We start from the raw sequence: 20,204 nt of genomic DNA, 5'->3' as shown, positions 1-20,204 counted from the left end.
GGGAAGTTGAACGGCGTGATACCGGCAACCACGCCCAGCGGCTGGAAGTCCGACCAGGCGTCGATGTTCGGGCCGACGTTACGGCTGTACTCGCCCTTGAGGATTTCCGGAGCCGCGCAAGCGAACTCGACGTTCTCGATGCCGCGCTTCAATTCACCGGCAGCATCTTCCAGGGTCTTGCCGTGCTCTTCGCTGATCAATTGCGAGATGCGAGCTTCGTTCTGCTCCAGTAGTTGCTTGAAGCGGAACATCACTTGGGCACGCTTGGCCGGCGGCGTGTTGCGCCAGGCCGGGAATGCAGCCTTGGCCGCGTCGATGGCGCTCTGGATGGTTTCGCGGGTCGCCAGCGGCAGCTTGTGGATAGCCTGACCGGTAGACGGGTTGAACACATCAACCGCGCGACCGTTCTCGGTCACCAGTTCGCCATTGATCAAATGCGGAATAACACTCATGGAAGCTCCTGAAAAGTTGTCCACAGGTGCTCGCTTCGGAGCACCTGTTGTTTGTAGGTATATAGAAGGAGAAATCAGTCGATCTTGCTCAGCACTTCGCCGACCGCGTCGAACAGACGATCCAGATCCTGCGGCTTGCTGTTGAAGGTTGGGCCGAACTGCAGGGTGTCGCCGCCGAAGCGTACATAGAACCCGGCTTTCCACAGCGCCATGCCGGCCTCGAACGGACGCACGATGGCGTCGCCGTCACGTGGCGCGATCTGGATCGCACCGGCCAGGCCGAAGTTGCGGATGTCGATGATGTTCTTGGTGCCTTTGAGGCCGTGCAGCGCATTTTCGAAATGCGGTGCGACTTCGGCCACGCTCTGCACCAGGTTTTCCTTTTGCAGCAGGTCGAGTGCTGCCAGGCCCGCGGCGCAAGCCACCGGGTGCGCGGAATAGGTGTAGCCGTGCGGGAATTCGACCGCGTATTCAGGCGTCGGCTGATTCATGAAGGTCTGGTAGATCTCGGAGCTGGCAATCACCGCGCCCATCGGGATCGCACCGTTGGTGACTTGCTTGGCGATGCACATCAGGTCCGGGGTCACGCCGAAGGTGGTGGCGCCGAACATGGTGCCGGTGCGGCCGAAACCGGTGATCACTTCGTCGAACACCAGCAGGATGTTGTGCTGGTCGCAGATTTCACGCAGACGCTTGAGGTAACCCTGTGGTGGAACCAGCACGCCAGCGGAACCGGCCAATGGCTCGACGAATACCGCCGCGATGTTCGAAGCATCGTGCAGTTCGATCAGCTTCAGCAACTCATCAGCCAGGGCGATACCACCCTGCTCCGGCATGCCACGGGAGTAAGCGTTGCTTGCCAGCAAGGTGTGCGGCAGGTGGTCGACATCCATCATCGCCTGACCGAACAGTTTGCGGTTGCCGTTCACGCCACCGAGGCTGGTGCCGGCGATGTTCACGCCGTGGTAACCACGGGCACGGCCGATCATTTTGGTCTTGGTCGACTGGCCTTTCAGGCGCCAGTAAGCACGGACCATCTTCACGGCGGTGTCAGCACACTCGGAGCCCGAGTCGGTGAAGAACACGTGGTTCAGGTTGCCCGGGGTCAGGTCGGTGATTTTTTCAGCCAGCTGGAAGGACAGCGGATGGCCGTACTGGAAGGCTGGCGAGTAATCGAGGGTACCCAACTGCTTGGCGACCGCTTCCTGGATTTCCTTGCGGGTGTGCCCGGCGCCACAGGTCCAAAGACCGGACAGCGAGTCATACACCTTGCGGCCCTTGTCGTCGATCAGCCAGCTGCCTTCGGCGCCAACGATCAGGCGTGGATCGCGCTGGAAGTTGCGGTTGGCGGTGTAAGGCATCCAGTGAGCATCGAGCTTGAGCTGGCTGGCCAGGGAAGTCGGGGCGTTTTCAGGCTGGTTCATGGGCGAAACCTCGCAAGGCAATAAGCGGCGTAAGGAATGAAAACCGTTGTTGCAGCTAAATTGCCACGGAGATAAAGTCTGTGAAATCCAACTCTTCTAATGTTCAGTCAGCCAATTACTAAACTATTGAGTAACCCGCATGAGCTCTCGCCGTCCCGATCCGCTGGCCCAGGTCAGCGACTTTGATATTCGCCTGCTGAGGATCTTTCGCAGCGTGGTGGAATGCGGTGGCTTCTCCGCGGCGGAAACCGTGCTGGGCATCGGTCGCTCGGCGATCAGCCAGCAGATGAGCGATCTGGAGCAACGCCTCGGTCTGCGCCTGTGCCAGCGGGGACGTGCCGGGTTTTCCCTGACCGAGGAAGGCCGCGAGGTTTATCAATCGGCGTTACAACTGCTAAGTGCACTGGAAAGCTTCCGTACCGAGGTCAACGGTCTGCACCAGCACTTGCGTGGCGAATTGATCATTGGTCTGACAGACAATCTGGTCACCCTGCCCCACATGCGCATCACCCATGCCCTAGCGCAATTGAAGGAACGCGGCCCCGACGTGCAGATCCAGATCCGCATGATCGCGCCCAATGAAGTCGAACAAGGCGTACTCGACGGCCGTCTACATGTCGGCGTGGTGCCGCAGGCCAGCGCGCTCTCGGGGCTGGAGTATCAACCGCTGTATAGCGAGCGCTCGTTGTTGTACTGCGCGGTCGGTCACCCGCTGTTCTATGTCGACGACAAGCAACTGGACGATGAACGTTTGAACAGTCAGGACGCCATCGCGCCCACCTTCCGTTTGCCGGCGGAGATCCAGGCTCACTACCAGGCGCTCAATTGCACCGCCAGCGCCTCGGACCGCGAAGGCATGGCCTTCCTGATCCTGACCGGGCGTTACATCGGTTATCTGCCGGATCACTACGCGAGTCTTTGGGTGCAGCAAGGTCGGTTGCGCGCGTTGAAAGCCAAAACGCGTTTCTATGACCTGAGCCTGGCGTCGGTCACCCGCAAGGGGCGTCGCCCGCATCTTGTGCTGGAGAGTTTTCTCGAGAGCCTGGCCGCGACGCGTTAATGATCATTGCGCCACATAATGACTTGTCTGAAGCCAGTGGGTACGTTATCAACGCACTGGCCGTCCCACCCATCAGTTCGGAAGTGCTTATGACCTTTGAAGTCCCAGCCCACGGCGGAAAACCCGTCAGCCGCATTCGTCAGAAAAACGAAGAGACCATCATCAAAGCCGCCGAAGACGAGTTCGCCCGTCACGGGTACAAAGGCACCAGCATGAACACCATCGCCCAGAATGCCGGGCTGCCCAAGGCGAACCTGCATTACTACTTCACCAACAAGCTCGGTTTGTACGTGGCGGTGCTGAGCAACATCATCGAACTGTGGGACAGCACCTTCAACACCCTCACCGCCGAGGACGATCCGACCGAAGCCTTGACCCGCTACATCCGCGCGAAAATGGAGTTCTCCCGACGCCAGCCGCAAGCCTCGCGGATTTTTGCCATGGAAGTCATCAGCGGCGGTGAATGCCTGACCGAGTACTTCAACCAGGATTATCGTGCCTGGTTCCAGGGTCGTGCGGGCGTGTTCCAGGCGTGGATCGACGCCGGTAAAATGGACCCGGTCGATCCGGTGCACCTGATCTTCCTGTTGTGGGGCAGCACCCAGCACTACGCCGACTTCGCCACGCAGATCTGCCGCGTCACCGGGCGTACCAGGTTGACCAAACAGGACATGGAAGACGCCGGGGACAACCTGATCCGCATCATTCTCAAGGGCTGCGGCCTGAAACCTGCCATCTAAGTAGCCATTCAGGTACGTATGCCATTTACCCTCAGCGGTTTTTGCGAATACCGCGAAGAGATTCGCAAGAGCCGCTTCGTTACCTTCGCCGCGCCGATCTCCAGCCCGGCCGAGGCCCATGCGTTCATTGAACAGCACAGTGACTTGAATGCCTCGCACAACTGTTGGGCCTGGAAACTCGGCGATCAGTATCGCAGCACCGATGATGGCGAGCCCGGTGGTACGGCCGGCCGGCCGATTCTGGCGGCGATCGAGGCGCAGGATTGCGATCAGGTCGCGGTGCTGGTGATTCGCTGGTATGGAGGCATCCAACTGGGCACCGGGGGGCTCGCCCGGGCCTATGGCGGGGGTGCAAACAAATGCCTGCAAGCGGCGCCAAAGATCGAGCTGATCAGCCGGGTGCCGCTGCGTTGCACTTGCGGATTTGCCGAGTTGGCCCTGGTCAAGCTGCGGGTGGCGGAGGCTGGTGGATTGGTTGTGGATGAAAGCTTCACCGCCAATGGTGTCGAGTTGCAGTTGGCCGTGGGCGATGCACAGATCGACACCTTACAGTCACAGCTGGCCGATTTGAGTCGCGGACGAATTTTGTTGCAGCGCTAAAAGCGCTTCAGCACAGGCTGCGATCTTTTGGGGCACGCCGCTTTTTCACTTATTCCATATTTGCCCACATCTGCTGTGCACCCGCCTGTGGATAACCTGAGCACATACCGCTGTAACCCTTCTGTCATGCGGCTTTGCGGACTTTGCTCAATTTTCGTCCAATCCGCCATCAAGCACATCAAATTCAAATAAAAACAAACAGTTACAACGGTTTATCGCCTTTAGAAGAAAGCCACTCAGTGCTTATGCCCGTGCTTCGAGCTTGCACACAAATACTGTGGAGCAATCTGTGGATAACCCGTTCATGGCCGTCTCGGCGCCCTGCACGGTATGGCTTGTGGTCGATTGCTCATTTTTTGAGCAAAACCCCACGAGCGAAATCGGGGCTTGATTTGCACCCTTGCCCCCATGTGGTGCCGGGCTCTACGTGGCACATCTGAAAGCTGCGTACTCAACGCCTCTGGTCACAGGGCTTCGACGTTTTCCTGACCTAGTGGCCAGAAAATTGCTTTATCCACAGGCACAAGTCCAACAGCACTGAGCCTGTCATGCCCAATCACGCTCCAATCCCCGATTCGGTTCCGCGCCTGCAACTGCGCAGAATCAGCAAACGCTACCCCGGTTGCCTGGCCAACGATGCCATCGACCTGACCATTGCCTCTGGCGAGATCCATGCCCTGCTCGGCGAAAACGGCGCGGGCAAAAGCACGCTGATGAAGATCATCTACGGCGTCACCCACGCCGATTCCGGCGAAGTGATCTGGCAAGGTCAGCGGGTGAGCCTGCGCAACCCGGCCCAGGCCCGGGGTTTGGGAATCGGTATGGTGTTCCAGCATTTCTCGCTGTTCGAAACCCTGAGCGTGGCGCAGAACATCGCCCTGGCCATGGGCGCGGCGGCAGGCACACCCAGACAGCTTGAGCCGAAGATTCGCGAAGTGTCCCGGCGCTACGGCATGGCGCTGGAACCGGAGCGACTTGTCCACAGCCTGTCGATCGGTGAACGGCAGCGGGTGGAAATCATTCGCTGCCTGATGCAGGACATCCGCCTGTTGATTCTCGATGAACCGACTTCGGTGCTGACGCCGCAAGAAGCCGACGACTTGTTCGTCACCCTGCGCCGGCTCGCCGCCGAAGGCTGCAGCATTTTGTTCATCAGTCACAAGCTCGGGGAAGTCCGCGCGTTGTGCCACAGCGCGACGGTACTGCGCGGCGGACGGGTGGCCGGGCATTGCGTGCCGGCCGAGTGTTCGGATCAGCAGTTGGCGCGATTGATGGTCGGTGAAGCGGCGGAGTTGATCACCGATTATCCAAAGGTGACTGGCGCTGCGACGTTCCTCAGTGTGAATGGCTTGTCCTGGCACAACCCCGACCCGTTCGGTTGCTCGCTCAAGGACATCGACCTTGAAGTGCGCTGTGGTGAAGTTGTCGGCATCGCCGGTGTCGCGGGCAATGGTCAGGACGAGTTACTGGCCTTGCTCAGCGGCGAAGCACTGCTGCCCCGCAACGCCAGCGCGACGATCCGTTTTGGCAAGGAGCCAGTTGACCATTTGCGTCCTGATGCACGCCGCCAACTCGGCCTGGCGTTCGTCCCCGCCGAACGCCAGGGTCATGGCGCGGTGCCGGAGCTGAGCCTGGCGGATAACGCGCTGCTGACCGCTTTCCAACAAGGATTGGTGAGTAACGGCCTGATCCAGCGCGGCAAAGCCGAAGCACTGGCCGAGGAAATCATCCGCCGTTTCGGGGTCAAGACACCCGATAGCCAGGCGCCGGCCCGCAGCCTGTCCGGGGGCAATTTGCAGAAATTCATCCTCGGCCGGGAAATCCTTCAGCAACCCAGGCTGCTGGTCGCCGCACACCCGACCTGGGGCGTGGACGTCGGCGCGGCCGCCACCATTCACCGCGCCTTGATTGCCTTGCGCGATGCCGGCGCGGCGATCCTGGTGATTTCCGAAGACCTCGACGAACTGTTCCAGATCAGCGACCGCCTCGGCGCCTTGTGCGGCGGTCGACTGTCGGCGCTCCACACCACAGTCGACACGCGCCTGAGCGATGTCGGCGGCTGGATGGCCGGCCAGTTCGGTGCCCCTCAATCACTCGCATCCGCCACGCGTTAACGGAGTGTCACATGCTGCTTTCTCTTGAACCCCGCGGCCAGCAATCGCGCCTGATGCTGTGGTGCTCGCCGTTGCTGGCGGCTGCACTGACCCTAGGCTGTGGATCCTTGTTGTTTATCGCGCTCGGGCACGACCCGCTGCTGACCTTGCACACCTTGCTGATCGCCCCGGTCAGCGACCTGTATGGCGTCTCCGAATTGTTGGTCAAAGCCCTGCCGATTCTGCTCTGCGCATTGGGCCTGGCCGTCGCCTATCAGGCGCGCATCTGGAACATCGGTGCCGAAGGTCAACTGCTGCTCGGCGCGTTGGCCGGCAGTGCGCTGGCGGTGAACATCATCGATATGCAAAGCCGCTGGGCGCTGGTGCTGATCCTGCTGACAGGCACCCTGGCGGGCGCCGCGTGGGCCGGCTTGACGGCGTGGTTGCGCACGCGCTTCAACGCCAATGAGATCCTGACCAGCATCATGCTCAACTACATCGCACTGAACCTGCTGCTGTTCTGCGTTCACGGCCCGTTGAAAGATCCGGAAGGTTTCAATTTTCCGCAATCGGCGATGTTCGGCGACGCCAGCCGCTTGCCGCTGCTGATGGAAGATGGCCGGGTCCACGCCGGGGTTTACTTCGCCCTGCTCGTGTTGGTGGCGGTGTGGGTGCTGTTGCAGAAAAGCTTTGTCGGTTTCCAGATCAAGGTGCTCGGGCTGGACAAGCGTGCCGCCGGTTTCGTCGGCTTTCGCGAGAAGCGCCTGATCTGGCTTGCGCTGTTGATCAGCGGCGGCCTGGCGGGGCTGGCCGGTGTGTGCGAAGTCACCGGCCCCATCGGCCAGTTGGTGCCGCAGGTTTCGCCGGGCTACGGCTATGCGGCGATCACCGTGGCATTTCTCGGCCGTTTGAATCCTGTCGGCATCCTGTTTTCCAGCCTGTTGATGGCGCTGCTGTACATCGGCGGCGAAAGTGCGCAGATGAGCCTGAACCTGCCGCAAGCGATCACCCAATTGTTCCAGGGCATGATGCTGTTTTTCCTGCTGGCCAGTGATGTGCTGATTCTCTACCGACCGCGCTTGAACCTGCGCTGGACCCGCCGCGCACAAGCCACCGCCGTACAAGCAGGAGCGCTGTGATGGATATCGATCTGCTGAGCAATATTTTCTACGCCATGGTCCGCTGCGGTACGCCGTTGCTGCTGGTGGCGCTGGGGGAACTGATCTGCGAGAAAAGCGGCGTCCTCAACCTCGGCCAGGAAGGCATGATGCTGTTTGGCGCGGTGATCGGTTTCATCGTCGCGTTCAACACCGGACACCTGTGGCTCGGCGTGTTGCTGGCGATGCTCGCCGGGATGCTGTTGTCATCGCTGTTCGCCCTGGTGGCGCTGGTGTTCAACGCCAATCAGGTGGCCACCGGCCTGGCCCTGACGATTTTCGGCGTGGGCCTGTCGACCTTCGTCGGTGCGGCGTGGGTCGGCAAGCCGCTGGCGGGGTTCGAGCCGATGGCGATTCCCTATCTGAGTGAAATCCCGCTGATCGGGCGGATGCTGTTTGCCCAGGACCTGTTGGTGTATCTGTCGCTCGCGATGTTCGCACTGGTGGCCTGGGTGATTCTGAAAAGCCGCGTCGGGCTGATCATTCAGGCGGTCGGCGAAAATCCCGACGCCGCCAGCGCCATGGGCTTGCCGGTGTTGGCAGTGCGTACCCTGGCGGTGTTGTTCGGCGGCGCGATGGCTGGGTTGGCCGGGGCTTATCTGTCCCTGGCCTACACACCGATGTGGGCGGAGAACATGAGCGCCGGGCGCGGCTGGATTGCCCTCGCGCTGGTGGTCTTCGCCAGTTGGCGGGTGTGGCGCCTGCTGCTCGGCGCGTACCTGTTCGGGCTCGCCAGCATCCTGCACCTGGTGGCGCAGGGGTTGGGGCTGGCAATTGCGTCGAGTCTGCTGGCGATGTTGCCGTATGTCGCGACCATTGTGGTGCTGGTGCTGCTGTCACGGGATGCGCTGCGAACACGGTTGTATGCGCCGGTGTCGTTGGGGCAGCCGTGGCAGGCCGGGCATTAGGTGGCGACTGGGCCGGCCTCTTCGCGGGCAAGCCCGCTCCCACAGGGATCGCAGGCATGGCAACAATCCAGATCACACAGCAGTACCTTGTGGGAGCGGGCTTGCCCGCGAAGGGGCCCGAACAGGCAACACTTGAGCCACGCCCCACGCCAATTCAAACACCAGAAAAACCACCAGAATCGAACTCGCGCCATGGATCAGGGCATAAGCCTGCCAGGCCGAGAACAGGAATCTGGCCACGGCGTCATACCGCCCATAAACCTGCTGCGGATCACGAATCCGCAGCACTGCCCACACGCAGACAATCGACCCCAACAGGTTCGCCATCAACATGTGCACCGGTTCGAACGGTGGCAGTTCACCGGGCAAACTCAACGCCTGACTCACCCCCGTCAAAACCCCATGCAACGCCGCAAAACTCCACGGAGTGACAAACGCGACCGTCACGATCAGGTCGTACCAGGCACTGCCTTGCACCAACCGGCGATATTGCGCTGTAGTCCACATCGACATTGCTCCATCAATTCAGGGAGCAACAAGGCTAAAGCCTGGAGTATGCTCCAGGGTCAAGCCCCCCTTGAGACGTCATGATGCGCATCGGTGAATTAGCCCAGGCCAGCGCCGTCAGCCGCGACACGCTGCGCTTCTACGAGCAGCGCGGGTTGATCGCAGCGCAACGCAGCGCCAACGGGTATCGCGACTATCCGCCAGACATGGTGCAACTGGTGCAGTACATCAAGACCGCTCAACGACTGGGCTTTACCCTCGGCGAGATCGGCAACAGCGTCGCTACAATCTGGCAATCGCCCGATCCGGACAGCGCCGTCACGCAACTGCTGCAAGACAAACTCAAACTGATCGAAGCCCGCATGGCCGAACTCGGCGCGCTGCGCGATGAGTTGCAACAACGGCTCGGGCAACAGTGTCCATTGAATCCACGATCCTGAACTTTCAAGGAAGCCACTCATGTCCAAGGCAAAAACCGCACTCATCATCGGTGCCTCTCGGGGGCTTGGCCTCGGGCTGGTGAAAACCCTGTTGGCCGATGGCTGGCAAGTCACCGCCACCGTGCGCGATCCGCAAAAAGCCGAAGCCTTGCAGGCCCTGGGCAATGTGCGGATCGAAAAGCTCGACATGGACGATCAGCCGGCGGTGTCCGCCCTGAGCCAACAACTCAAGGGTGATGTGTTTGACCTGTTATTCGTCAATGCCGGGGTCAAGGGGCCGGATGTCCAGACGCCGAACGGCGGCGCGACAATGGCCGAAGTCGGCCAGCTGTTTTTCACCAACGCCGTGGCGCCGATCAACCTGGCCCAGCGTTTTGTCGACCAGATCCGCCCGGACACCGGCGTGCTGGCGTTCATGAGTTCGGTGCTGGGTAGCGTGACCATGCCCGATGCGCCGGAACTGGCACTGTACAAGGCCAGCAAGGCGGCGCTGAATTCCATGACCAGCAGCTTCGTTACTCAATTGGGCGAAACCGGTCTCACCGTGCTGTCGCTGCACCCGGGCTGGGTGAAAACCGACATGGGGGGTGAAGGCGCGGACATCGACGTGGAAACCAGCACCCGTGGCCTGGTCGATCAAGTGAATGCGTATGTCGGCAAGGGCGGGCATTACTTCATCAATTACCGAGGTGAAACCATTCCCTGGTAATCACCGTCGCCCACTGGGGGGGTGTTGTCCTGTCGGGTTGGGCTTGCCCGCCAGAGCGTTTTGATCGACACTTCGCACCTCGCCTCCCCGGCGAACCTGGATCAGCAGACAGGGCAACACTGAGCTGGCAACCCTGAACCCAACTTTCAGAGGAGCCGGCCAACATGCCTGCGACCCGTACCTGGTTAAAAAATCCCCTCGCCATTTTCACCTCCAACGGTCTCGATGCCCGTGGCGGCCTGGTGCTGCAAGACGGTTTGATCGTCGAAGTGCTTGGCGCCGGTCAACAACCGTCCGCTCCGTGCAATGAAGTGTTCGATGCCCGCGAGCATGTGATCCTGCCGGGCCTGATCAACACCCATCACCACTTCTATCAAACCCTGACCCGCGCCTGGGCGCCGGTGGTCAATCAGCCGCTGTTCCCGTGGCTGAAAACCTTGTACCCGGTCTGGGCACGCCTGACCCCGGAAAAACTCGCCCTCGCCACCAAGGTCGCGTTGGCTGAATTGCTGCTGTCCGGTTGCACCACTGCGGCCGACCATCACTACCTGTTCCCGAAAGGTCTGGAAAATGCCATCGACGTGCAAGTCGAGAGCGTTCGCGAACTGGGCATGCGCGCCATGCTGACCCGCGGTTCCATGAGCCTCGGCGAGAAGGACGGTGGCCTGCCGCCGCAACAGACCGTGCAGGAAGGCGAAGTGATCCTCGCCGATAGCCAGCGCTTGATCGCCGAGTACCATGAGCGCGGAGACGGCGCGCAAATCCAGATCGCCCTGGCACCGTGCTCGCCGTTCTCGGTGACCCCGGAAATCATGTCGGCCAGTGCCGAGCTGGCGAACAAACTCGACGTGCGCCTGCACACCCACCTGGCAGAAACCCTCGACGAAGAAGATTTCTGCCTGCAACGCTTCGGCCTGCGCACCGTGGACTATCTGGACAGTGTCGGCTGGCTCGGCCCGCGCACCTGGCTGGCCCATGGCATCCATTTCAACCCGGACGAAATCGCCCGCCTCGGCGCCGCCGGCACCGGCATTTGCCATTGCCCGAGTTCGAACATGCGCCTGGCCTCGGGCATCTGCCCGAGCATCGAGTTGACCGATGCCGGTGCCTTGCTTGGTTTGGGCGTGGACGGCTCGGCGTCCAACGATGCCTCGAACATGATGCTCGAAGCGCGCCAGGCGTTGTACATCCAGCGTCTGCGTTATGGCGCCGAGAAGATCACCCCGGAGCGCGTGCTGGGCTGGGCGACCAAGGGTTCGGCGAGCCTGCTGGGCCGTACCGATATCGGCGAGTTGGCGGTGGGCAAGCAGGCTGACCTGGCGATGTTCAAGCTGGATGAACTGCGCTTCTCCGGCAGCCATGATCCGGTCTCGGCGTTGCTGCTGTGCGGTGCTGATCGCGCGGATCGAGTGATGGTCGGCGGCAAGTGGCGGGTGATCGATGGGCAGGTCGAAGGGCTGGATCTGAAAGGCTTGATTGCTGACCACAGCCAGGCGGCTCGACAGCTGATCGCCGGGACCTGATACAACACCGATTAAAACTGTGGGAGCGAGCCTGCTCCCACATTGGTTTTGTCGATTGGCGCACCAGTGGATGGCAGCTGTGCAAGGACATGCACTGTTATCGGACTTCAAGGACCTGTCGCGAGCCTGCTCGCGATAGCATCACCGCGGATTCATATTTTGTTGTCTTGTTGGTCAGCAATTTGCATTGCCCTGTGCAAGCCAGAGAGCGCAGCCAACCTCACAACAAAATGGAGTTCCAACTCATGCACAAACGTCCGTTGAAGAAGCTGCTTTGCGCCGTTGCGGCGGCCATCGGTTTGAGCGCCAGCCTGACCGCCTTAGCCGCCGATCCGCTGAAAGTCGGCTTCGTCTATATCGGTCCGATCGGTGACCACGGCTGGACGTATCAGCATGAACAGGGGCGCAAGGAACTCGCGGAAAAATTCGGCTCGCAGATCACCACCAACTACGTGGAAAACGTCGCCGAAGGCGCCGACGCCGAGCGGGTGATCCGCAACATGGCCAAGGACAAGTACGACCTGATCTTCACCACCTCCTTCGGCTACATGAACCCGACCGTGAAAGTAGCCCAGCAGTTTCCCAAGGTGACCTTCGAGCACGCCACCGGCTACAAGCAGGACAAGAACCTCGGCACTTACCTGGCGCGCACTTACGAGGGTCGCTACGTCGGCGGCTTCCTCGCGGCGAAGATGACCAAGAGCAAGAAGGTCGGCTACGTCGCTTCGTTCCCGATCCCGGAAGTGATCCGCGACATCAACGCCATCCAGTTGGCCCTGAACAAGTACAACCCCGGCACCGAGATCAAGGTGGTGTGGGTCAATTCCTGGTTCGATCCGGGCAAGGAAGCGGATGCCGCCAACGCGCTGATCGACCAGGGCGTGGACGTGGTGTTCCAGCACACCGACAGCCCCGCGCCGATCCAGGCCGCCGAACGTCGCGGCGTGTATGCCGTGGGCTACGCTTCGGACATGGCGCATTTCGGACCGAAAGCGGTGCTGACCTCCATCGTCAACGACTGGGGCCCGCACTACGTTCAGGCAACCCAAAGCGTGCTCGACCATGACTGGAAACCCCGGGACTACTGGGGCGGTTTGAAGGAAGGCACGGTTGAGCTGCCGATCAGCGACCTGGTGCCGGCGACGGTGAAGAGCGAAGCCGAGCAGCTCATCGCCGACATCAAGAGCGGTGCGCTGCAACTGTTCACCGGGCCGATCAAGGATCAGGCCGGGGTCGAGAAAATCCCGGCCGGCGCGAGCGCGACCACGGCGGAACTGGCGTCGATGAACTACTACGTGGAAGGCATGAAGGCCGAGATTCCGAAGTAACCCTCCGACCACGCCACATATCCCCTGTAGGAGTGAGCCTGCTCGCGATAGCGGAGTTTCATTCAGCAGATATGTTGTCTGACACGCCCTCATCGCGAGCAGGCTCACTCCTACATTTGATCTTCAGCGTATTCAGGATTGCGTATGACCAGCCTTCCGATCATCGACATCACCCCGCTCTACAGCGATGACCCATCCGCCTGGCCAGCCGTGGCCGGGCAAATCGACCTCGCCTGCCGCGAGTGGGGATTTTTCTACATCAAGGGCCACCCGATCAGCACTGCGCGAATCGACGAACTGCTCGACAGCGCCAAGCGCTTCTTCGGCCAACCCACTGCCGAAAAGCTCAAGATCGACATCACCCAGACCCGCCACCATCGCGGTTACGGCGCCATTGCCACCGAGCAATTGGACCCAAGCAAACCCAGCGACCTCAAAGAAACTTTCGACATGGGCCTGCACCTGCCGGCCGGGCACCCTGACGTACTGGCGGAAAAACCCTTGCGCGGCCCCAATCGCCATCCGTCCATCCCCGGGTGGGAAGCGTTGATGGAACAGCATTACGTCGACATGCAAGCCCTGGCGCAAACGCTGTTGCGGGCCATGACCATCGCGCTGGGGATTGAGCGCGATTTCTTCGACACACGCTTCAATGACCCGGTCAGCGTGCTGCGGATGATCCATTACCCGCCGCGCCACACCGCCAGCTCCGAAGAGCAACAAGGTGCCGGGGCGCACACCGATTACGGTTGCATCACCCTGCTCTATCAGGACGCCGCCGGTGGCTTGCAGGTACGCAACGTCCAAGGCGAATGGATCGATGCGCCGCCCATCGAAGGTACGTTCGTGGTCAACCTCGGCGACATGATGGCGCGCTGGAGCAATGACCGTTACCTGTCGACGCCGCACCGGGTGATCAGCCCCCTCGGCGTGGATCGTTATTCGATGCCGTTCTTCGCCGAGCCGCACCCGGATACCCGCATCGACTGCCTGCCCGGCTGTCAGGACGCATTGCATCCGGCGAAATACCCGGCCACCACCTGCGCCGAGTTCCTGCTCTCGCGCTTCGCCGATACCTACGCTTATCGACGGGAACCGGAAGCGGTGTGATGAACCGCCTGGTCAGGTTTTACCAATTGTTGCGGCAACCCTCTGTAGAATGGCGACCATTGCACCTGATGAGAAAAGAATTATGTACGACTGGCTGAACGCCCTGCCCAAGGCAGAATTGCACCTGCACCTGGAAGGCTCGCTGGAGCCCGAGCTGTTGTTCGCCCTGGCCGAGCGCAACAAGATTGCCTTGCCATGGAGCGACGTCGAAACCTTGCGCAAGGCGTATGCCTTCAACAACCTGCAGGAGTTCCTCGACCTGTATTACCGGGGTGCCGATGTGTTGCGCACGTCCCAGGACTTCTATGACCTGACCTGGGCGTACCTGCTGCGCTGCAAAGAGCAGAACGTGATTCACACCGAACCGTTCTTCGACCCGCAGACCCACACCGACCGTGGCATCCCGTTCGAAGTGGTGCTCAACGGCATCGCCGCCGCGCTGAAGGATGGCGAGCAGCAACTGGGCATCACCAGTGGTTTGATCCTGAGCTTCCTGCGCCATCTGAGCGAAGACCAGGCGCAGAAAACCCTCGACCAGGCGCTGCCGTTCCGCGATGCGTTCGTCGCCGTGGGCCTGGACAGCTCCGAAATGGGCCACCCGCCAAGCAAGTTCCAGCGCGTGTTCGACCGCGCCCGTCACGAAGGCTTCCTGACCGTCGCCCACGCTGGTGAAGAAGGCCCGCCCGAGTACATCTGGGAAGCCATCGACCTGCTGAAAATCCAGCGCATCGACCATGGCGTGCGCGCCATCGAAGACGAGCGCCTGATGCAGCGAATCATCGACGAGCAGATCCCGCTGACCGTGTGCCCGTTGTCGAACACCAAGCTTTGCGTGTTCGATCACATGTCACAGCACAACATCCTCGACATGCTGGAGCGCGGCGTGAAAGTGACCGTGAACTCCGATGACCCGGCGTACTTCGGCGGTTATGTCACCGAGAACTTCCATGCGCTGCACACCCACCTGGGCATGACCCAGGACCAGGCCAAACGCCTGGCGCAGAACAGTCTCGACGCGCGGTTGGTGAAACCGTAAGGCTCGGCGCCTCAGCCCCGCGGGAGCGAATGCGTTCGCTCCCGCGGTGGTGCACTAAAGCGCCATTTCCAACTCGGTCTCCTGGGCAAAGCGATAGATCTCGCGTTGCCCGGAGGCCGTCACCTGCAAGGCTCGGGAATCGTTGGGCAGGCTCAACCACCCCGACTGCATGAACAGCTGCAACAATGCCGCGCCTAGCGAGCCTCCCATGTGCGGACGTCTTTCGCTCCAGTCAGGGCAGGCACAGGCAACCCTGCCGTTGTGATGGGCCAGCGCCTGGATGAACACTCCCCGTGCCGCCAACTCTGTCGCGCCCTTGAGCGTGACCGTGACCCGCTGATCGAAGTGTTCGATCCAGCCCGCCTCCAGCAGCCGCTGATACAGATCGGCGGACAGGGTGCCCCCCAAGTGATCCTCGCACAGTCGGGCACTGAGCAATGGCGAACGCACCGCCCGGGGTTTGGCCAGAGGCGCATTGCGCTTGAACACGTCCGGAATATCCTGGGGTGCGCTGGCGAAGGTCGCGCTGGCCAGTGCTTCGATTGCCGCCCCGACCTCGGGAGCGGCCAGGCGGAAGAAGCGTTTGCGGCCGCGGTTTTCAACCTTCAGCAGACCTCCGGTGGACAAACGTCCCAAGTGCGCACTGGCCGACGACGATGACAGGCCGGCCAGCAATGCCAACTCTTCGGTTGCTCGCGCCGAACCATCCATCAAGGCCCACATCATTGCGCTGCGCTTTGGGTCAGCCAGCAGCGTGGCAATCTGGCTGATGCAAGGTGCATGTTCCATGTATTCACTCCCTGTTGAATCGTTTCGTCTACTGCCCAGAGAAATCTTGACCAGTAATGTGTCGTCGGCCAACCCGTGGAAACGGCCGTAAGCCCGGCAACGCCTTGCTCACACATTTGCGCTGCCTGGTCGATGCTGCGTAATCCAGAAGGATGACCGTGCAGCCGGGCCGACTCGAACGTGGATCCGCCATTGGGGACCGACGCTACTGACATGATGAGGGCGCTAGTATATGCGGGTTGGTCGGCGGATCCTTTCCTCCGTCCGGCGTAGGTGGTGATCGTTCCTGAGGGAAATTTCTCTTTTTTTGGGCGACTAATGATCGACTTCCGAAAAGCCTGGAAATTGACTGCTCAAAAGGGCGCATCGTCTGGCAAGCATTTCACGCAACAGGTTCACCGGCTTACTCAATTGTGCGCGATGGGCGCACAACAGATTCAACGGTGCGCGCTCACAGAGCAGCTCCGGCATCAGCACCTTCAAGCGGCCAGCCAGTACATCGGCGGCCACATCGAGCCAGGACTTATAAGCGATCCCGGCACCTGCCACGGCCCAAAGGCGCACGACATCGGCATCGTCACTGAAGCGATCGCCGCTGACGGTCAGGCTGACTTCGCGTTTGCCGTCGTGAAAACTCCAGTGATCGTGGACCCGGCTGCCGAGCATGTACAACAGGCAATTGTGCTGTGCCAGTTGCTCCAGATGCCGCGGCTCGCCGTGCCGGGCCAGATAGCCGGGAGCGGCGCACAACACCCGGCGGTTCTGCGGGGCGATGGGTAACGCCACCAGGCTGGAATCCTCCGGTTCACCGTAGCGCAGGGCAATGTCCACCGGTTGGCGAAACAGATCGGCGATGCGGTCCCCCAGCAGCAAACGCACGGTGAGTTTCGGGTGCTCGCGTTGAAACTCGTCGAGCCAGGGCAACAGCAAGTTGCGGCCAAAGTCCGATGGCGCCGACAGTTGCAGTACCCCGCTGACCTGGTCCTGACCACTGGCCAGCAATCGCCGGCCCTCGTCGAGACTGCTCAGGGCCGCGCGGGCGTATTCGAGAAAGCCCTCGCCTTCGGCGGTCAAGCGCAGGCTGCGGGTCGAACGGGCCAACAAGCGGGCGCCAAGTTGCTGTTCGATGCGCTTGAGCGCCGCACTGGCCACGGCCGCCGACATGTCCATGCCCCGCGCGGCGGCGGACAGACTGCCCAGGTCCGCTGCCCGGACAAACAACTGCAAGTCATCGAAACGCAGCATCAGAGCACCGATTATCAAAAAAATATTGAAAGAGACTGCTCTTTTAGCCGGTTTTATCTTCAGGAGAAATAGCCAATCATCTGTCCCATCGAATCTCTTCTTTATCAGTGTTCCGGAGCCGTCCATGAAAGCCATTGCCTACTACGCCTCGTTGCCGATCAGTGACGACAAGGCTCTGCAAGACATCGAACTGCCGGAGCCGGTCGCCGGCCCCCGCGACTTACTGGTGGAGGTCAAAGCCATCTCGGTCAACCCGGTGGACACCAAGGTGCGCCAGAACGTCCAGCCCGAAGGTGGCGCGGCCAAGGTGTTGGGTTGGGATGTGGCCGGTGTGGTCAAAGCGGTGGGCAGTGAGGTGACGCTGTTCCAGGCCGGCGACAAGGTGTATTACGCCGGCTCCATCGCCCGTGCCGGCGGCAACAGTGAGTTGCATGTGGTGGACGAGCGCATCGTCGGCCGCATGCCAAAGACCCTGGATTTCGCCGAGGCCGCTGCCCTGCCACTCACCGCGATCACCGCCTGGGAACTGTTGTTCGAGCGCCTGCAAGTGCGCGAAGGCAAAACCGACGAAGGCCAGAGCCTGTTGATCGTCGGCGCGGCGGGTGGCGTGGGCTCGATTCTTACGCAACTCGCTCACCAACTGACGGCCCTGAAAGTCATCGGCAGCGCTTCGCGTGCACAAACCCAAAGCTGGGTGAAGGAACTGGGCGCCGATCTGGTGATCGATCATGGCCAGCCACTGAGCGAAGCACTCAAGCGTGCCGGCGTGGATCAGGTCACCCACGTCGCCAGCCTGACGCAAACCGACCAGCACCTGGACCAATTGATCGAGGCATTGGCACCCCAAGGCAAACTGGCGCTGATCGATGACCCCAAGTCGCTGGACGTGACCAAGCTCAAGCGCAAGAGCCTGTCACTGCACTGGGAATTCATGTACACCCGTTCGCTGTTTGAAACTGCGGACATGATCGAGCAGCACAACCTGCTCAATCGCGTCGCTTGGCTGATCGATGCCGGGACCCTGAAAACCACGGTGGGCGAACACTTCGGCACGATCAATGCGGCCAATTTGCGCCGTGCCCATGCCCTGCTTGAGAGCGGCAAAGCCAGGGGCAAGATCGTGCTGGAAGGGTTCTGAAGCGCTGAAAAAAACCATCACGGATTTCATCGCACTCTGCGTTTTTTTCCTCTGCGACCGGGATGTCCCGGTCGCAGACAGCCCCGTAAACTCCATCGTAAAGCCGTGTTTTTTTTTAGTTACAAACCGTCAGTCCGACAGTTGATCCTTGTCACAATGGTGACCGTATACGGGACTACAATCGAATCTCCTGCGAGGCATTCTTTTGCGAAACGTCTTTTACGAGAGGTGATCGGCAATGAAGATCCTGATCAAAGAACTGGCAAAATCCCAGTGGCAAGTCCGTCTAGACCAACATGCTGTGACGTTCCGCAGCGAAGCAGAAGCTCGCGCTTTCACGCGTACCCTTGAAGCCCGCATCCAGGCCCCTCACCAGATTCCCGTCCTCCTTGCGCAGCGTGCAGCCGGCTGACTCCGGCCTCAAACCTGGGCTTGCGCCAGCGCCCGGGCATTTTGCAAACGCCGGGTGAGCACCGCTGCGCTCACCACCAGAACTCCACACAGGCTGATGACCATGGCCATCGGCACGGCGCTGCCGTCGTGCAGCACGCCCACCAGTGCGGAGGCGCCGGCAGCCACGCTGAATTGCAGGCAACCGAGCAGCGCCGACGCGCTGCCGGCCCGTGCGCCCTGCCCGTTCATCGCACAAGCCGCGGCGTTGGGGCTGATGCAACCGAGGCTGGCGATACAGATGAACAATGGAATCAGCAGCGGCCACAGTTGTGCCGGGTGCAGGGAGCTGACAGCCAGCAGGGCCAAGCCGGCCGCCAGATAAACCCACACTGCACGCGCCAGCAAGAACGTCGGGCCACGCTTGGCCAGCAACCGCGCGTTGACCTGCGCCACCAGAATGAAGCCCGCCGCATTGATGCCGAACAGCCAGCCGAAATGCTCGGCCGCAACACCGTAGAGCTTGATGATGATGAAGGGTGAACCGGCGATGTAGGCAAACATCCCGGCGATGGCGATGCCCCCGGTCAAGGCATGGCCAAGAAATATGGGGTCGGCCAGCAACCGGCCGTACTGACGCAGCGCACCCGACAACGGTTGACGCGGCATGTCGGCCGGCATGCTTTCCGGCAAGCCCGTCGCCACCGCCAGCCCCGCCAGCGCACTGAAACCGGTCAAGGCCAGGAAAATCGACTGCCAGCCTGCGGTGTTGACCAACAACCCACCCAGCAATGGCGCGAGGATGGGGGCAAGCCCCATCACCAGCATCAGCTGCGAAAAGACTTTTGCCGAGCCCACCGCATCACACTTGTCACTGACCACCGCCCGGGAAATCACCATCCCCGCGCAGCCGCCCAACGCCTGGATGAAACGTGCGCCGATCAGCCATTCCAGGTTCGGCGCATAGGCGCACGCCACAGAAGCGGCGGTGAACAAACCGACACCGATAAGCAACGGAATGCGTCGCCCGAAACGATCCGCCACCGGGCCATAGGCCAACTGACCGATGGACAAACCGAGGAAGTACACCGCCAACGTCATCTGGACGTGATTTTCGTCCGTCCCGAAAGCCTGGGCCATGGCCGGGAAGGCCGGCAGGTAGAAATCGATCGCCAGCGGACCGAAAGCGCTCAAGGCGCCGAGAATCAGAATGGTACGGAAGTTCATCAGGCATCCAGTCGGGCAGAAGTCGGCAGCCCGACAGTCTAGCCGCGCATGGACGCCTTGAACATTCAGGTAGCTCGCTAACTATCAAATTCAGGCCAGTTTGACGCCGTAACCCTCTTCGCTGATCGCCTCGATCACCTGCTCGGCGGTCAGCGCACTTTCGACACCGACCTCCCTGGCCGCCAGATCGACCCGCACACTGGCCGCCGGGTCTTTGGCCTGGACCGCCTGGGTGATGGCCTTGACGCAGTGACCACAAGACATGCCTTCAACGTTGAACACTTGCATGGGATGACTCCTTTTCCGAGGGTTGAACCCAGTTTCGAGC

21 protein-coding genes (1 of these 21 only partly in view) are annotated in these 20,204 nt (G+C 61.0%); 14 read left to right on the top strand and 7 right to left on the bottom strand.

What is annotated here, in order from left to right:
• Together AC3IX1_RS03520 and aptA are read right to left on the bottom strand one after the other, a co-directional pair.
• A protein-coding gene (locus AC3IX1_RS03520) for a CoA-acylating methylmalonate-semialdehyde dehydrogenase (protein ID WP_056725206.1) crosses the window boundary here: on the bottom strand, window positions 1-452 show its 5' end (the start). The gene continues 1,042 nt to the left of window position 1, outside the view; only the first 452 of its 1,494 coding nucleotides appear in the window; the start codon lies at window positions 450-452; its stop codon lies beyond the left edge, outside the window.
• Window positions 453-526: 74 nt separating this feature from the next.
• Entirely contained in the window at window positions 527-1,876 is a 1,350-nt protein-coding gene (gene aptA, locus AC3IX1_RS03515) for an omega-aminotransferase AptA (protein WP_150727764.1), read from the bottom strand.
• A 139-nt stretch (window positions 1,877-2,015) separates the two neighbouring features.
• Between aptA and AC3IX1_RS03510 the strand changes: the two genes are divergently transcribed.
• The 6 genes from AC3IX1_RS03510 (at window position 2,016) to AC3IX1_RS03485 (ending at window position 8,434) form a co-directional block, all read left to right on the top strand.
• Window positions 2,016-2,936: a LysR family transcriptional regulator gene (locus tag AC3IX1_RS03510; protein ID WP_056725212.1), complete on the top strand. Its 921-nt coding sequence runs from the start codon at window positions 2,016-2,018 to the stop codon at window positions 2,934-2,936.
• Between the two features lie 89 nt (window positions 2,937-3,025).
• On the top strand, window positions 3,026-3,676 hold the full coding sequence (locus AC3IX1_RS03505) for a TetR/AcrR family transcriptional regulator (protein ID WP_218480712.1): 651 nt from the start codon (window positions 3,026-3,028) through the stop codon (window positions 3,674-3,676).
• An 18-nt stretch (window positions 3,677-3,694) separates the two neighbouring features.
• A complete protein-coding gene (locus tag AC3IX1_RS03500) occupies window positions 3,695-4,276 on the top strand; it encodes an IMPACT family protein (protein WP_489387153.1) in 582 nt (193 codons plus the stop codon).
• A 548-nt stretch (window positions 4,277-4,824) separates the two neighbouring features.
• On the top strand, window positions 4,825-6,390 hold the full coding sequence (locus AC3IX1_RS03495; protein WP_489387152.1) for an ABC transporter ATP-binding protein: 1,566 nt from the start codon (window positions 4,825-4,827) through the stop codon (window positions 6,388-6,390).
• 11 nt (window positions 6,391-6,401) lie between these two features.
• Complete coding sequence (locus AC3IX1_RS03490) at window positions 6,402-7,508, top strand: ABC transporter permease (RefSeq protein ID WP_489387151.1); 1,107 nt, start codon at window positions 6,402-6,404, stop codon at window positions 7,506-7,508.
• Window positions 7,508-8,434, top strand: coding sequence for an ABC transporter permease (locus tag AC3IX1_RS03485; protein ID WP_489387150.1), 927 nt, complete (start codon window positions 7,508-7,510; stop codon window positions 8,432-8,434). Before AC3IX1_RS03490 ends, AC3IX1_RS03485 begins: the two co-directional genes overlap by 1 nt.
• 72 nt (window positions 8,435-8,506) lie before the next feature.
• Here the strand turns inward: AC3IX1_RS03485 and AC3IX1_RS03480 are convergent, their stop codons facing one another.
• Window positions 8,507-8,941 (bottom strand): hypothetical protein, encoded by a 435-nt coding sequence (locus AC3IX1_RS03480; protein ID WP_489387149.1) that lies wholly within the window; start codon window positions 8,939-8,941, stop codon window positions 8,507-8,509.
• A gap of 83 nt (window positions 8,942-9,024) precedes the next feature.
• On the opposite strand from AC3IX1_RS03480, the gene AC3IX1_RS03475 reads away from it, so the two are divergent.
• From AC3IX1_RS03475 to AC3IX1_RS03450, 6 genes are all read left to right on the top strand, one after another.
• Entirely contained in the window at window positions 9,025-9,381 is a 357-nt protein-coding gene (locus AC3IX1_RS03475; protein ID WP_150727943.1) for a MerR family transcriptional regulator, read from the top strand.
• A gap of 19 nt (window positions 9,382-9,400) precedes the next feature.
• Window positions 9,401-10,090, top strand: coding sequence for an SDR family oxidoreductase (locus AC3IX1_RS03470; RefSeq protein ID WP_489387148.1), 690 nt, complete (start codon window positions 9,401-9,403; stop codon window positions 10,088-10,090).
• Between the two features lie 164 nt (window positions 10,091-10,254).
• Window positions 10,255-11,613: an 8-oxoguanine deaminase gene (locus AC3IX1_RS03465; protein WP_489387147.1), complete on the top strand. Its 1,359-nt coding sequence runs from the start codon at window positions 10,255-10,257 to the stop codon at window positions 11,611-11,613.
• A gap of 245 nt (window positions 11,614-11,858) precedes the next feature.
• Window positions 11,859-12,941, top strand: a complete 1,083-nt coding sequence (locus AC3IX1_RS03460; RefSeq protein ID WP_489387146.1) for a BMP family ABC transporter substrate-binding protein — start codon at window positions 11,859-11,861, stop codon at window positions 12,939-12,941.
• Window positions 12,942-13,085: 144 nt separating this feature from the next.
• Window positions 13,086-14,051, top strand: coding sequence for an isopenicillin N synthase family dioxygenase (locus tag AC3IX1_RS03455; protein WP_489387145.1), 966 nt, complete (start codon window positions 13,086-13,088; stop codon window positions 14,049-14,051).
• 82 nt (window positions 14,052-14,133) lie between these two features.
• Window positions 14,134-15,087, top strand: coding sequence for an adenosine deaminase (locus tag AC3IX1_RS03450; protein WP_218430886.1), 954 nt, complete (start codon window positions 14,134-14,136; stop codon window positions 15,085-15,087).
• 54 nt (window positions 15,088-15,141) lie between these two features.
• Here the strand turns inward: AC3IX1_RS03450 and AC3IX1_RS03445 are convergent, their stop codons facing one another.
• Together AC3IX1_RS03445 and AC3IX1_RS03440 are read right to left on the bottom strand one after the other, a co-directional pair.
• Entirely contained in the window at window positions 15,142-15,876 is a 735-nt protein-coding gene (locus AC3IX1_RS03445) for a transcriptional regulator (protein WP_489387144.1), read from the bottom strand.
• A gap of 315 nt (window positions 15,877-16,191) precedes the next feature.
• Window positions 16,192-17,121, bottom strand: a complete 930-nt coding sequence (locus tag AC3IX1_RS03440; protein ID WP_489387143.1) for a LysR family transcriptional regulator — start codon at window positions 17,119-17,121, stop codon at window positions 16,192-16,194.
• Window positions 17,122-17,245: 124 nt separating this feature from the next.
• On the opposite strand from AC3IX1_RS03440, the gene AC3IX1_RS03435 reads away from it, so the two are divergent.
• Window positions 17,246-18,259: a zinc-binding alcohol dehydrogenase family protein gene (locus AC3IX1_RS03435; protein WP_489387142.1), complete on the top strand. Its 1,014-nt coding sequence runs from the start codon at window positions 17,246-17,248 to the stop codon at window positions 18,257-18,259.
• A gap of 238 nt (window positions 18,260-18,497) precedes the next feature.
• The gene (locus tag AC3IX1_RS03430; RefSeq protein ID WP_008050343.1) at window positions 18,498-18,671 is read left to right on the top strand and encodes a hypothetical protein; all 174 of its coding nucleotides are present in this window, start codon (window positions 18,498-18,500) and stop codon (window positions 18,669-18,671) included.
• 8 nt (window positions 18,672-18,679) lie between these two features.
• Here the strand turns inward: AC3IX1_RS03430 and AC3IX1_RS03425 are convergent, their stop codons facing one another.
• Window positions 18,680-19,876: a multidrug effflux MFS transporter gene (locus tag AC3IX1_RS03425; protein ID WP_489387141.1), complete on the bottom strand. Its 1,197-nt coding sequence runs from the start codon at window positions 19,874-19,876 to the stop codon at window positions 18,680-18,682.
• A gap of 90 nt (window positions 19,877-19,966) precedes the next feature.
• Window positions 19,967-20,164 (bottom strand): cation transporter, encoded by a 198-nt coding sequence (locus AC3IX1_RS03420; protein WP_046043755.1) that lies wholly within the window; start codon window positions 20,162-20,164, stop codon window positions 19,967-19,969.
• Between the last annotated feature and the right edge of the window lie 40 nt (window positions 20,165-20,204).

This window comes from Pseudomonas sp. KH_046_2 (assembly GCF_057838985.1).
Note: the sequence above shows the minus strand (reverse complement) of the source record. Positions and strands in the feature narration are given on the sequence as shown.